The 12,393-nt window shown below is 76.3% G+C and carries 11 protein-coding genes; 6 read left to right on the top strand and 5 right to left on the bottom strand.

Features of this window, described 5'->3' with window-relative positions; all coding sequences use genetic code 11:
• Positions 1 to 102 precede the first annotated feature (102 nt).
• The gene (locus tag AB0881_RS40875; protein WP_366626226.1) at positions 103 to 627 is read right to left on the bottom strand and encodes a hypothetical protein; all 525 of its coding nucleotides are present in this window, start codon (positions 625 to 627) and stop codon (positions 103 to 105) included.
• 114 nt (positions 628 to 741) lie between these two features.
• Between AB0881_RS40875 and AB0881_RS40870 the strand changes: the two genes are divergently transcribed.
• Positions 742 to 1,194 (top strand): hypothetical protein, encoded by a 453-nt coding sequence (locus AB0881_RS40870; RefSeq protein ID WP_366626224.1) that lies wholly within the window; start codon positions 742 to 744, stop codon positions 1,192 to 1,194.
• Positions 1,195 to 1,197: 3 nt separating this feature from the next.
• On the opposite strand, the gene AB0881_RS40865 is transcribed toward AB0881_RS40870, so the two are convergent.
• Positions 1,198 to 1,605 (bottom strand): cupin domain-containing protein, encoded by a 408-nt coding sequence (locus AB0881_RS40865; RefSeq protein ID WP_366626222.1) that lies wholly within the window; start codon positions 1,603 to 1,605, stop codon positions 1,198 to 1,200.
• A 52-nt stretch (positions 1,606 to 1,657) separates the two neighbouring features.
• On the opposite strand from AB0881_RS40865, the gene AB0881_RS40860 reads away from it, so the two are divergent.
• Positions 1,658 to 2,620, top strand: a complete 963-nt coding sequence (locus AB0881_RS40860) for a helix-turn-helix domain-containing protein (protein WP_366626220.1) — start codon at positions 1,658 to 1,660, stop codon at positions 2,618 to 2,620.
• An 82-nt stretch (positions 2,621 to 2,702) separates the two neighbouring features.
• Here AB0881_RS40860 and AB0881_RS40855 read toward each other — a convergent pair whose 3' ends face one another.
• The 3 genes from AB0881_RS40855 to ligA all read right to left on the bottom strand — a co-directional run bounded on the left by AB0881_RS40855 (position 2,703) and on the right by ligA (position 6,316).
• On the bottom strand, positions 2,703 to 3,308 hold the full coding sequence (locus tag AB0881_RS40855; protein ID WP_366626219.1) for a dihydrofolate reductase family protein: 606 nt from the start codon (positions 3,306 to 3,308) through the stop codon (positions 2,703 to 2,705).
• 205 nt (positions 3,309 to 3,513) lie between these two features.
• Positions 3,514 to 4,218, bottom strand: a complete 705-nt coding sequence (locus AB0881_RS40850) for an HAD family hydrolase (RefSeq protein ID WP_366626217.1) — start codon at positions 4,216 to 4,218, stop codon at positions 3,514 to 3,516.
• Positions 4,219 to 4,264: 46 nt separating this feature from the next.
• Positions 4,265 to 6,316, bottom strand: coding sequence for an NAD-dependent DNA ligase LigA (ligA, locus tag AB0881_RS40845; RefSeq protein WP_366626215.1), 2,052 nt, complete (start codon positions 6,314 to 6,316; stop codon positions 4,265 to 4,267).
• A gap of 124 nt (positions 6,317 to 6,440) precedes the next feature.
• Here ligA and AB0881_RS40840 point away from each other — a divergent pair, with 124 nt between their 5' ends.
• Genes AB0881_RS40840 through AB0881_RS40825 form a run of 4 tightly spaced genes read left to right on the top strand, consistent with a single transcriptional unit; the run spans position 6,441 to position 12,379 of the window.
• Complete coding sequence (locus tag AB0881_RS40840) at positions 6,441 to 6,956, top strand: PadR family transcriptional regulator (RefSeq protein WP_366626213.1); 516 nt, start codon at positions 6,441 to 6,443, stop codon at positions 6,954 to 6,956.
• A complete protein-coding gene (locus tag AB0881_RS40835; protein ID WP_366626211.1) occupies positions 6,953 to 7,687 on the top strand; it encodes an ABC transporter ATP-binding protein in 735 nt (244 codons plus the stop codon). The genes AB0881_RS40840 and AB0881_RS40835 overlap by 4 nt, the downstream gene beginning before the upstream one ends.
• A complete protein-coding gene (locus tag AB0881_RS40830; protein WP_366626209.1) occupies positions 7,687 to 9,417 on the top strand; it encodes an FtsX-like permease family protein in 1,731 nt (576 codons plus the stop codon). The genes AB0881_RS40835 and AB0881_RS40830 overlap by 1 nt, the downstream gene beginning before the upstream one ends.
• A 55-nt stretch (positions 9,418 to 9,472) precedes the next feature.
• Positions 9,473 to 12,379 carry a HEAT repeat domain-containing protein gene (locus tag AB0881_RS40825; RefSeq protein ID WP_366626207.1) on the top strand — a complete coding sequence of 969 codons (2,907 nt, stop codon included), beginning with the start codon at positions 9,473 to 9,475 and terminating at the stop codon, positions 12,377 to 12,379.
• The last annotated feature ends 14 nt before the right edge of the window (positions 12,380 to 12,393 follow it).

The following is a 12,393-nucleotide window of genomic DNA, read 5'->3' as shown; positions in this document are numbered from 1 at the left end:
CGCCGCCCGCGGTCGGAGTGCTCGGTGGTCATCAGCACCGCGCCCCCGTACTCGCCGCCGGCCGAGACGCCCTGCAGGAGCCGGGTCACCTGGTCATCAGGCTCAGCCGCGGGCGGCCCCGTACAGCGATCCGCCGAGCAGCACGGCGCCCGACAGGACGCCGCTGACGAACGGGATCCACTCCACCGCCGGCGCCGCGGCCATCGCCATCCCGGCCGCGCCCAGCACGGCCAGCAGCACGCCCGGGACCGCGATGGCGCGCCGCTTCCAGACCGGCGCCAGCGCGACGAAGTGCAGCCCGACGATCAGCGCGATCCAGGCGACGTTGACCTCCTGAGGCGCGTCCAGCGCCCGCAGGACCGCGATCCCGCCGAAGATCAGCGCGAACTCGGCGACCACGACCAGCCCGAACTTCGGGCCGAACCATCCCGGGCGCGCGCCGCCGCGCGGCTCCCCTCCCCGCCGGTCCGTACGGAATCCGGTGACGACCACGGCGGCCAGGCACAGCAGCGCGAGGACGCGCAGCGCGACGCCGACCGGTCCCGGCAGGGGGGCGCCCGCGTTGGCGAGCACGAACGCGGTTCCGAAACCGGAACCGACCAGCAGACCGAGCAATTGCGGCGACATCCGGATGATCTTACTCGCGGTGGCGCGTCCCTTGCCCTGCTCGGGTAGGCGCGCTCCCAGGGCTTGAGTACTTGCGCTCATGCGCACGGACCGCGCGCGGGAGAGCCTGCCGGTATGAACACGACCGCTCAGCGGACCGGCCCGGTGGCCGCGGCCCATGTGCTCCTGTGGGCGCAGGCGGCACTGGCCGCCCTCGCCTGGCTCCTCCCGAACGCACTGGTCGCCGCCATCGTGGTGACGGAGGGGATCCCGGACGACGGGTCCGCCCCCTACCTGCTGATCCCGGTGATCTTCTCGGCGCCCCTGCTGGTGATCGCGGTCCCGGGCCTGGTGCTCGCCGCGAGCTTCACCCGCGGGCGCCGCGGCGTGCGGGCCGGGATCGTCGTCTTCGAGGCCCTGCTGATCGGCACCGGAGCGCTCACGGTCCTCATGGGCGCGCCGAGCGTCCTGCAAAGTGTGCTCGGCCTGCTTCTGGGCGGAGGGGCGCTCGCGGGGGCGTACGTGCTGGCCGTCCTGCTGCGGTCGCAGGGCCGCGCGTACTTCACCCGTGAGCGCCCCGCCCGGTAGACCCTACGCGCCGGCGGGTCCGGAGAGGGCATGGCCCCGGGTGGCGTCGACATGGGCGGGAACGGACTCGTGCCGGTCCCCCACGCTCAGCGTCCCGGCCGGCTCGAACATCAGGATCGAGGCCCCGGCGGGCGAGGACGGCCGGTGCTCGACGCCGCGCGGCACGACGAACACCGACCCCTCGCTCAGCCGGACGGTCCGTTCGGAGCCGTCCTCGCGCAGGGCGATGTCCAGCTCGCCGCCCAGGACCAGGAAGAACTCGTCGGTGCCGTCGTGGGCGTGCCAGACGTGCTCGCCCTCGACCTTGGCGATCCGCACGTCGTAGTCGTTCACCCGCGCCACGATCCGCGGGCTCCAGATCTCGGTGAACGAGGCCAGCGCGGCCCCCAGTTCGATCGGTTCATCGCTCATGGGACGACCCTGCCGCTCGACCCGGCCCGGCCGTGAGTGCTAGGAATCGCATATGCCGCAAGGATTCTCGCACCGGGTCGTGATGATCGTCGGTGAGGGCTCGAACCCGTTCGAGCTGGGGGTGGCCACCGAGCTGTTCGGCCTCCGCCGCCCCGAACTGGACCGCCCCTGGTACGACTTCGCGCTCTGTGCCCCCGCGGGCGCGGCGGTCATGCACGCGGGGATGTTCACGATGGCGGGAATCGCGGATCTGGCGGCCGCGGACCGCGCCGACACCGTGATCGTCCCCAACCGGCCCGACCCCGACGCGGACCCGGCGCCGGAGGTGCTGGACGCCGTCCGGCGCGCCGCCGCGCGCGGCGCCCGCCTGGTCAGCTTCTGCACCGGCGCGTTCACCCTGGCCGCCGCGGGCGTGCTCGACGGCCGCCGGGCCACCACCCACTGGCGCTGGGCGGAGTCGTTCCGCGCCCGCTTCCCGGACGTCGACCTGCGTCCGGACGTGCTGTTCGTCGACGACGGCGACGTGCTGACGGCCGCCGGCAGCGCGGCCGCCCTGGACCTCGGCCTGCATCTCGTCCGCCGCGACCACGGCGCCGAGATCGCCAACGCCGTGGCGCGGCGGCTGGTGTTCGCCGGGCATCGCGACGGCGGCCAGCGGCAGTTCGTCCGGCGGCCGGTCCCCGAGATCCCCGACACGTCCCTGGGGCCCGTCCTCGCCTGGGCGCAGGAGCGCCTGGACCGCCCGCTGACCGTCGCCGCCCTCGCGGCCCGCGCCGCCGTCAGCCCGGCCACCCTGCACCGCCGCTTCCAGGCCGAACTCGGCACCACCCCGCTCGCCTGGCTCACCGGCGAGCGCGTCGCCCTGGCCTGCCGCCTCCTCGAACGCGGCGAACTGCGCCTGGACGCCGTGGCCCGCGCCACCGGCCTCGGCACCACCGCCAGCCTCCGGACCCACCTCCACCGCCACACGGGCCTGTCCCCCTCCGCCTACCGCCACCGCTTCGCGCAGCCATGACCCACGCGTGGCACCGGACGGTTGGGTGGGTCCGGGCGGTCATCCCGGCCAGAGCGGCCACAGGCACGCGGACGGGGCGACGTCAGGCAGGGGCGCCGAGCGGCGGGTGCTCGAGCACGCGGGGCTTGTACTCGACCAGCTGGATGCGGCCGTCGAAGGTGCGGTGGTCGATCATGTCGAGGGCGACGTCCGGATAGCCGTCGTAGATGCGTTCGTCGCCCGTGGCCCCGGTGATCACCGGGAACATCACGACCCGGAAGCGGTCGACGAGTCCGGCGCGGAGCAGGGACCGGCACAGGCTGAGGCTGCCGATCGTGGTGAGGAGCCCCGAGCCACTCGACTTCATGGCGCGGACGGCCTCGACGGCGTCGTCGCGGACGAGCGTGCAGTTGGCCCACGTCAGCGGCTCCTCGAGTGAGGAGGAGAACACCACCTTGGACGCTCGTGTGAGCTCGTCGACGGACGCCTCTTCTTCGGGCCTGAACTCGTCCTGGCCGTTCGGGACCTCGCCCGCGGCGAAGCCCGACATCTGGCGGTAGGTGTTCGCTCCCATCAGGTGGGTGGCCTCGGGCTGCTCGCCGAGCCATGCGAGGTACTCCGGACCCTCGAGGCCCCAGAACCCGGGCCATCCCTCTGCCGACGCGTGGCCGTCGAGGGAGGTGATGAAGTCGACGAGAAGCTCCGACATGGCGGTGTCCTTTCCTAGGGTGTCACGAGCTTGGACCAGCAGGGAGCCACAAACTCATCGGCCACGCTGCGGAGTGACGAGAAACCCATGACGCCGCAGCGGACCCGCGCGCGTGCCGAGGGTCATCGCGGCCACGCCGTTGTCGAGGAACTCGGCTCCGCCGCCTCACTCGGGCGGGAGGCGGGTGTGAGCGGGCGGGCCCGGGTCAGTCCGTTCCGTCGGTGCTCGGGGACGCGGCCAGGGCGGCCAGGAGGGCGGGGAGGTCGGTGAGGGTGGCGATGCGGTGCACGCCGTGCGGTTCCCGGGCCGGGGTGCGGGCGCGGTCGAGCCAGATGCCGGTCAGGCCCGCGTCGCGGGCGGCGACGGCGTCCAGGTCCAAGTTGTCGCCGACGTAGGCGACCGCGGCCGGCGGCAGGTCCAGCGCGGCGCAGGCCGCCCGGAACGCGGACGGATCGGGCTTGGCGCAGCCGAGGGCGTCCGAGCACAGGAGCACCTCGAAGTGGTGGCGCAGGCCCAGGGCCGCCATCCTGCGCTCCTGGTGCACCGTGCTGGAATTCGACAGGATCCCCTGGCGGTACGGGAGGGAGCCCAGCGACGGCGGCACGTCGGGAAACGCCGTCCACGCCGCCTCGAACAGGGCGGTGTAGCGGCCTAGCCAGGCGTCCGCCTCCGGGTCGCTCAGCGCCCGGCCGGTGAAGCCGCGTACCCGTTCGCGCTGGTACTCCTCGTACGTCACCTCCCCGAGCGCCAGGCGCTCGTACGCGGCCGCGGTCGCCCGGCGCCAGCGCTCGAACGCCGCCTCGCCGGACGGCAGGCCCTCGGCGGCGAAGTGCCGCGACAGGGCCAGCCGGTCCGAGCCGGAGTAGTCGAAGAGCGTGTCGTCGACGTCCCACAGCACGGCCTCGATCATGCTCCCGACCGTATCCGGTCTCGAGCCGGCGGCGCGGACCGCCGGGTCAGAGGTGGTCCTTGACGCGGGCGGCGAACTCGTCCGGGGTGATGATCTCGATCTCCAGCTTCTCGGCCTTGGCCTTCTTGGAGCCGGCCTTCTCGCCGGCGACCAGGAGGGAGGTGCGGGCGGAGACGGAGGACGAGGCCTTGCCGCCGGCGCGCTCGATGAGCTCGTTCATCTCGTTGCGGGACAGGTCGGCCAGGGGGCCGCTCATGGAGCCGGTGACGACGACGGACATGCCGGACAGGGGCAGGGCGGCGGTGGCGGCGGGCTCCTCGCCGGGGGGCGTGGCGCCGGGCTCGGTCATGGTGACGCCCGCGGCGACCAGCTTGTCGATGAGCGGGGCCAGCTCGGCGATCTCGGCGACGAGGACGGGCGCCTTCTCCGGGCCGATGCCGTCGACTTCCTGGAACGCCTCGGCGTCGGCGGCGCGTATCTCGTCCATGGTGGCGAAGTGACGGGCGATGCGGCGGGACATGGAACGGCCCGTGCCGCGCACGCCCAGCGCGCAGAAGACCTTGTTGAGCGGCTTGGACTTGGCGCCCTCGATGGCCGCGAGGAGGTTGTCGGTGCTGGTCTCGCCCATGCGGTCGAGCTTGAGCAGCTCGTCGCGGCCGAGGGTGAACAGGTCGGCGAAGTCGGCGATCAGGCCGGCCGCGACCAGCTGGTCGATGCGGTTCTCGCCCAGGCCCTCGATGTCGAGCTGGTCGCGGCCCACGGCGTAGCGGACGGAGGCGATGGCGTGGCAGGCGCGGCCCTGGGAGCAGCGCCAGCGCTTCTGCGAGTCGTCGATCTCGCCGCCGCAGCGGGGGCAGGCGCCGGGGATCGGGATCGGGGTCTCGTCACCGGTGCGCAGGTGCGCGACCGGTGCCTCGACGCGGGGGATGACGTCGCCGGCCTTGTAGACGGTGACATGGTCGCCGATCTTGAGGTCGCGGCGGGCGATGTCGCCGGCGTTGTGCAGGGTGGCGTAGGTGATCACGGAGCCGTCCACCTCGACCGGCTCCAGGACGGCGCGGGGCGCGATGATGCCGGTGCGGCCGACGTTCCACTCCACGTCCAGCAGCCGGGTGATCTTCTCGGTGGCGGGCAGCTTGTACGCGGTCGCCCAGCGGGGCGCGCGCGAGGAGTTGCCGGCCTGCTCCTGGTCGGCGGCCAGATCGGCCTTGATCACGATGCCGTCGATGCCGAACTCCAGCTCGGCGCGCAGCCCGGCGATCCGCTCGACCCGTTCCTGGATCCCCGCGACGTCCTCGCACACGACGCCGGCGACCGGGGTGGCGGCGCTGGTGTGGGCACCCCAGGCGGCGATCCGGTCCATGATCTCGCTGTGCGGGAGGGTCCGCAGCTCGGGGAGCGAGTCGTCCATCGGGAGGGCGCCGTAGGCGAAGAAGGTCATCGCCACCTGGTAGTCGCGGTCGCGGGCGCGCAGCGAGCCGGCGGCGGCGGACCTGGGGTTGGCGAACGCCGGATGGCCCGCGCCCGTGCGCGCCGTGTTGGCGTCCTCGAACTGGGCGTGGGTCATCAGCACCTCGCCGCGCAGCTCGACCGTGACGGGCTCGGCCAGCCGGCCGGGCAGGCCGACGATCATGCCGATGCCGTGCGAGACGTCCTCACCGGCGGTGCCGTCGCCGCGGGTGACCAGCTGGACGAGGCGGCCGTCGCGGTAGCGCGCCGAGATCGCCAGGCCGTCGAGCTTGGGCTCCACGCTCCACCGCTCCACCGGGCGGCCGAGCCGGCGCTCCAGGCCGGCGGCCCAGCTCTCCAGGCCCTCGGCGGAGAAGACGTTGTCGAGGCTCAGCATCGGGACCGTGTGCGGCACGTCGCCGACCACCGCTCCCCCGGCGACCTTGCCGGTGGGCGAGTCCGGGAGGACGTGCTCGGGGTGCCCGGCCTCGTACGCCGCGATGCCGCGCACCAGGCGGTCGTAGGCGTCGTCGTCGAGCGCGGAGTCGCCCGCGCCGTAGTAGGCCGCCGCGGCGGCGACGGCCGTCTCGACGGCGTCGGCGTAGGCGGCCTGGTCGCTGATCTCGGTGATGCCCGGCGTCTCGCTCATGCCCTCATCGTCTCGCGCGCCTACGACAAAATCACCGCAGGTCATCCCGGCCGCGCCGGGGTCGGCTTGACCCTCGCTCTGGATAACGGTTAGCTATGGTCCTGTCGTCAGGGAGGAGCCCGCCGTGCAGGACGTGGTGCTCGCGCTGCTCGCCAAGGAGCCCTCGCACGGGTACGAGCTGCGCGCCCGGCTCCAGGAGGCGCTCGGGCCGCTGGGCGAGGAGCTCAACGCCGGCCAGGTGTACGTGACGCTGCGCCGGCTGGCGAAGGCGGGGCTCGTGGAGGCCAGGGTGGTCGGCCAGTCCGACCGGCCGGACCGCAAGGTCTACGAGCTCACCCCGGCGGGCCGCGACCGGGTCGCGGCCTGGCTGGCGGACGTGAGCTGGGGCCGGCCGGCGCCCGCGGAGTTCCACCTCAAGCTGGTGGCCGCGGCCGCGTCCCGGCTCGCCGATCCGGTCGCCGTCGTCGACGCGCAGCGGCGCGAGCTGCTGCGCCGCCTCGCCGACGTGCAGCGGGCGGCGCTCGCGCAGCCCGCCGGATCGGGCGCCGCGCTGCTCCTGGAGGGGACCGCGCTGCGGCTGCGGGCCGACCTGACGTGGCTGGAATCGTGCGCGGCCCACTGGTCGGCGAGAGAGGAATGAACGTGGACTACGTCTTGCGGGCCCGCGGCCTGCGCAGGCACTACGGCGCGGGCCCGTCGCTGGTACGGGCCGTCGACGGCGTCGATCTGGCGGTCGCGCCCGGCGAGGCGCTGGGCATCGTCGGCGCCAGCGGCTGCGGGAAGTCCACGCTGCTGCACCTGCTGGGCGGGCTCGACCGCCCCGACGGCGGCGAGCTGTGGCTGGCCGGGCGGCGGATCGACGGGCTGCCGGAGGCGGCGGCGGCCCGGCTGCGCCGCCGCGCGATCGGGTTCGTCTTCCAGTCGTTCCACCTGGTCGACGAGCTGACCGCGCGGGAGAACGTCGAGCTGCCCGCGCTGCTGGCGGGCGCGTCCCGCCGCGCCGCCCGGCACCGGGCGGCCGAGCTGCTCGACCGGGTCGGCCTCGCCCGGCGCGCCGGGCACCTGCCGGCGGAGCTGTCGGGCGGCCAGCGCCAGCGGGTCGCGGTGGCCCGCGCGCTGGTGAACGACCCGCGGCTGCTGCTGGCCGACGAGCCGACCGGCAACCTCGACAGCGCCGCCGCGACCGACGTGCTGCGGCTGTTCGACGCCCTGCGCGCCGAGGGCCGCACGCTGGTCATCGTCACCCACGACTCCCGGGTGGCCGGCGCCACCGACCGGCTGATCACCATGCGGGACGGCGCGTTCGCCGACCAGACCGTCCTCGCCCGCCGCGCGCCCGGCCTGGGCAGCCTCACCGGGGTGGACTTCTGATGGGCCGCGTCGTCGCCCGGCTGGCGCTGCGCGACCTGCGCCGGCGGCGGGCCCAGGCCGTGCTGCTGCTGATCATCATCGCCGCCACGACCACGACGCTCACGCTGGGACTCCTCGTCCGGGACGTGGCAGGCGCCCCCTGGGACCGGACCCGGGCGGCGACCGCCGGGCCCGACGCGGTGGCGACCGGGGACGCCCGCACGCTCGCCGCGCTCGCGAAGGCCCCGGAGGTCGCGGAGGCCGCGCGCCCCTACCCGGCCGTGAGCGGCAGGCTCCGCGTGCGGGACGTCACGGTCAACGCGGTCGTCCACGGCCGCGACGCCGCGCCCGCGCGCCTCGACCGCCCGCGGGTCACCGACGGCCGCTGGATCTCCCGCGGCTCGGCGGTGGTGGAACGGGCCTTCGCCGAGGCCCTGGACGTCCGCCCCGGTGACCGGATCGAGGTCGCGGGGCGGAGCTTCCCCGTCGCCGGCATCGCGATCACCAGCGGCCGCGTCCCGTACCCCTCGTCCTCCCCCGGCCTGGTGTGGCTGACCCGCGCCGACACCGCCCGGCTCCCCGACGCCGGCGAGCCGCGCCTCACCATGCCGCTGCGCCTGGCCGATCCGGCCGCCGCACCCGCCTTCGCCGCCGCCCACAAGGACGTGCGGGCCTGGCAGGACATGGGCGCGTACGCGACCGCCGAGCTGCACCTGGCGAACGACACGCTGCTCGGCGGCACGTGGGCGCTGGCGATCCTGGCGGGGATGAGCGTGGCCCTGCTGGTCGGCGGCCGGCTGGCCGAGCAGGGCCGGCGGGTCGGGCTGCTGAAGGTGGCGGGCGCGACCCCGGCGATGGTCGCGGCGGTGCTGCTGGCCGAGCATCTGGCGATCGCGGTCGCGGCGGCCGTCCTCGGCCTCCTCGGCGGCTGGGCCGCCGCGCCGCTGCTCACCGCCCCGAACGCGGGGCTGCTGGACGCGGGGACGCCCGCGCCCTCGCCCGCCACCGTCCTGATCGTCCTGGCGGTCGCGCTCGGCGTGACGGCCGCGGCCACGGCCGTCCCGGCGCTGCGCGGGGCCAGGCTCAGCACGGTCCGCGCGCTCACGGACCCGGTGCGCGGGCCGCGCCGGTCCCGGCCGGCCGCGGCGTTCACGGGCCTGCCGCTCCCCCTGCCCCTGCTGCTCGGCGCCCGGATCGCCGCCCGCCGCCCCCGCCGGACGGTCCTGGCCGGGCTGAGCATGACGGTGACCGTGGCGATGGTCGTGGCGGCGCTGGCGATGAACCGGGACGTGGACCGCAAGGACGCCGGGCTCCTCGGCCCGGACTTCGTGCCCGGCGCGGGCAACCCCGTCACCGAGCGGCTGAGCCAGATCGTCCTGGTGATGTCGGTCGCGCTGCTGCTGCTCGCCGGGGTGAACGCGGTCCTGACGGCCTGGACGACCTCGCTCGACAACCTCCGCACCGCCGCGCTCACCCGGGCGGTCGGCGGGACGCCCCGGCAGGTGACCACGGGGCTCGCCGCGGCCCAGCTGCTGCCCGCCGCGCTCGCGGCGCTGGGCGGCGTGCCGCTGGGCCTGCTGGTGTACGCGGCGGCGCGGACGCTCGGCGGCTCGGGAGCGTCGGCCGGCGTGCCGGTCCCCTGGCTCGTGGCGGTGCTCCCGGCGACGCTGGCGGTCGTCGCGGTGCTGACCGCCGTACCGGTCCGGTACGGGGCGACGCGCCCGGTGACCGAGGCGCTCGGCGCCCCCTGACGCGGCCGGATAACCGATCGAGCGGCCTCGGGGCCGGACCCTAGTATCGGCCGGTATGGCTCCAGATCACGGGGATTGGGACGCGTCGCCCGAGGCGGCGCTGGCGGCGGCCCGGCGGTACCTGCGGTCCCCGGGGCCGGGGCCCGGGCCGCGGTGGCGGGAGACGGACCTGCCGGTGCCGGTGCGGATCGCCTGGCTGCGGGCCGAGATCGCCCGCGATCCGGCGGCCGCCGCCGGCGAGCCGGCCGGGGAGCTCCTCTACCAGGCCGTGCACGGGCTGGAGGCGCTCGACGCCGCCGATCCCGGCGGGCTCGTGCGGGCGCTGGCCGGCCGGGACGATCCGGTGCTGCGCGCGGAGGCGCTGCGGCTCACGCGCGAGGCCGTGCGGGCGGCGCTGCTCGCCCCGGCCCGCGCGCGGGCGGTGCTGCTCGCGCTGCTCGCGGACGGGGCGTCGCCGCCCGGCGTCGCCGAGGGCGCGCTGCGGGAGCTGGCCGCGCCGTGGGCGGCGGTCGATCCCCTGCCCGGCGACCGGTTCGCCCGGTTCCTCGACGACCCGGCCACCGCCGGGGCCGCGGTCGAGGCGGCGGCGCGGCTCGGCCGCGCGGAGGAGCTGCGGGCCGCCGCGGCCGATCCGGACCGGCCGCCCGCGCTCCGGCGCCGGGCGCTGGAGCTGCTGGGCGGGCTCGCGACCCGCGCCGACGTGGGCGGCGTCCTGGAGATCGCCGGGACGGACCCGCTGCTGCTCGCGGGCCCCGCCGTCCGGTGCCTGCGGGAGATGCACCGGCGGGGGCACTTCCCGGGCGACGGGCACGTCCCCGCGATCGTCGCCCTGGCGCTCGCCGACCACACCGTCGAGGCCGAGGACGTCGCCGCTCTCCTCTACACCTCGCGGCGCGCCCTCCTGGCCGAGCTGGCGGGCGCGGGACCGGACGGCCCCTGCCTGCCCCGGCGGATGGAGCTGCTGGTGGCGCTGGCCGCGCAGGGCACGGGCGGACTGCCGGTCGGCGCGGCCGCCGCCGGGCTGCTGGCGGCCGCACCGGATCCGGGCCCGGTCCTGGAGGCGATCCGGGCGCTGCGGTACGAGCCCGCCGAGGACGCCGTCCTGTCCGTGCTGCCCCGCTCCCCGGACGCGGCGCTGGGCGCGCTGGAGGCCGTGGGCGGCGAGCGGACGGCCGCGTTCCTGCGCGAGGCGCTGGGCGTGGCGGGCGGCACCGCCGCCGCGTACCTCATGCCGGTACGGGACCGCGCGCTCGGACTCCTGTGGCACCTCACCGAGGATCCCGCGGAGCGGCGCGCCCTGCTCGCCGGGCTCGACCCGCGCCGCCTGCCCGCGCGCATCGCGTCCGACCTCGGCCGTCCCGACCCCCGGGAGCTGGAGCTGCTGCGGGCGGGCCTGGACCCGGACCTCCCGGTCGAGGCGCTGTGCCGGCTCGCGCGGCACGGCGACGCCGGGACCGTGCCGGTCCTGGCCGATCTGCTGCTGAACGTGGCGGCGCGCGAGCCGCGGATCCCGCCCGAGGCGGTGGCCGCCCTGCGCGGCCTGGGCGAGCGGCTGCACGAGCGGGGCGCGCTCCGGCCGCACTGCCTGCTGGACGCGGCCGGCGCGCAGGAGGCGGGCGACGCGCTGGCGGCGAGCGTGATCCTGGACCTGCTGGACGACCCGGGCCTCTCGGACACCGAGCGGGCGGTGCTCCTGGAAGCGCTGCTGGACATCCCCTCCGCCGGGATCCGCGCGCGCGTGCATCCGCTGCTGCGCGACCGGGACCGGCACGTCCGCAAGCACGCGATCGCGCTGCTCGCCCGCGATCCGGGCGGGCACGGCGCGCGGGCGCTTGCGGCGAGCCTGGTGGCGCTCACCGGCGCGGCCGACGCGCAGACCGCCCGCCAGGCGGTGACGGCGCTGGGACGGGCGGGCGCGAGCGGCGCCGCGGCGGCGATCGCGGGCCTGCTCGGCCACCCCAACATGAACGTCAAGAAGGCCGCCGCCGAGGCGCTGGTCCGCGCGGGCTCCCCGGCGGCGGTGCCGGAGCTGCTGTCCTGGCTAGGCCGCCACGACAACCCGGGCCTGCGCGAGTCGATCGGCGAGGCCCTGCGCGCGATCCTCGGGGACGCGCACACCGCCACCGTGGTCGCCGCGGCCGACGGCGCCGCCGGCGAGCGCGCCCGCGAGCTGCTGGTGCGCGCCCTGGCCGGGCGTGTTCCCGAGCGGGCGGTCCGTGCCCTGGCGGATCAGGGCTCCCCCGCCGGGCGGGCGCTGCTGCGGCTCCTGCCGGAGGCGGCGGCACCGGCCGGCCCGCTGGACGAGCTGGCCGCCGGGCACTGGCACGCCGGCGCGGCGCGGCAGGCCGTCGAGCTGCACGAGCGTGATCCCGAGGCGGTGGACCGGCCGGAGCGGCTGCGGCCGCTGCTGGCGCACTGGCTCGACCTGGCCGCTGCTGACGACAGCCGCGACGCGGTGCTGCGGTTCACCCTGCGGCTCTGCCCGCCACCGTGGAGCGAAGCGGAGCTGGGCGCGTTCGCGCGTTCGGCGCGCACCCTCGCCGACGGCCTGGCCGGGATCGGCGACGCCCACCGCGACCGCCTCCTGGCGGTGCTCGGCGAGGTGGCGCCGCGGCTGCCCGCCGCCGAGGCCCTGGAGATCGCGGCACGGGTCCGGGCGCTGCCGTCGGCGGGGCGCGCGACGCTGGCGCTGCTGGGCCGGTGCGGCGCCGTCCTGACCCGCGACGATGTGGAACGGGCCCTTGCGGCGGCACCCGCCGGTCAAGAGGACGGCGAGGAAGCGGTCCTGCGGGAGGCGTTCGGGGTGGGGCCGCGGCCGCCGGAGGGCCATCGGCCCGGCTCCCGCGAGCGCCTCGACGAGCTGATCACCGCGTTCCCCGGCGCCCCGGCGCTCCGTTCACCGCCGACCGCGACGCCCTGCATGATCTGCGCGCGACGCGCAGAATCCCAAGATCACCCGTAACTCTCGCATGGTAA

This window comes from Spirillospora sp. NPDC029432 (assembly GCF_040703975.1).
Classification (GTDB): Bacteria; Actinomycetota; Actinomycetes; order Streptosporangiales; family Streptosporangiaceae; genus Spirillospora.
This window is presented reverse-complemented; position numbering and strand designations above follow the sequence as displayed.

Excerpts from the sequence above, each read along its gene's own strand:
- AB0881_RS40875 (WP_366626226.1), bottom strand. The coding sequence starts at position 627 with ATGTCGCCGCAATTGCTCGGTCTGCTGGTCGGTTCCGGTTTCGGAACC.
- AB0881_RS40860 (WP_366626220.1), top strand. The coding sequence starts at position 1,658 with ATGCCGCAAGGATTCTCGCACCGGGTCGTGATGATCGTCGGTGAGGGC.
- AB0881_RS40865 (WP_366626222.1), bottom strand. The coding sequence starts at position 1,605 with ATGAGCGATGAACCGATCGAACTGGGGGCCGCGCTGGCCTCGTTCACC.
- AB0881_RS40855 (WP_366626219.1), bottom strand. The coding sequence starts at position 3,308 with ATGTCGGAGCTTCTCGTCGACTTCATCACCTCCCTCGACGGCCACGCG.
- AB0881_RS40830 (WP_366626209.1), top strand. The coding sequence starts at position 7,687 with ATGGGCCGCGTCGTCGCCCGGCTGGCGCTGCGCGACCTGCGCCGGCGG.
- AB0881_RS40835 (WP_366626211.1), top strand. The coding sequence starts at position 6,953 with ATGAACGTGGACTACGTCTTGCGGGCCCGCGGCCTGCGCAGGCACTAC.
- ligA (WP_366626215.1), bottom strand. The coding sequence starts at position 6,316 with ATGAGCGAGACGCCGGGCATCACCGAGATCAGCGACCAGGCCGCCTAC.
- AB0881_RS40825 (WP_366626207.1), top strand. The coding sequence starts at position 9,473 with ATGGCTCCAGATCACGGGGATTGGGACGCGTCGCCCGAGGCGGCGCTG.
- AB0881_RS40850 (WP_366626217.1), bottom strand. The coding sequence starts at position 4,218 with ATGATCGAGGCCGTGCTGTGGGACGTCGACGACACGCTCTTCGACTAC.
- AB0881_RS40870 (WP_366626224.1), top strand. The coding sequence starts at position 742 with ATGAACACGACCGCTCAGCGGACCGGCCCGGTGGCCGCGGCCCATGTG.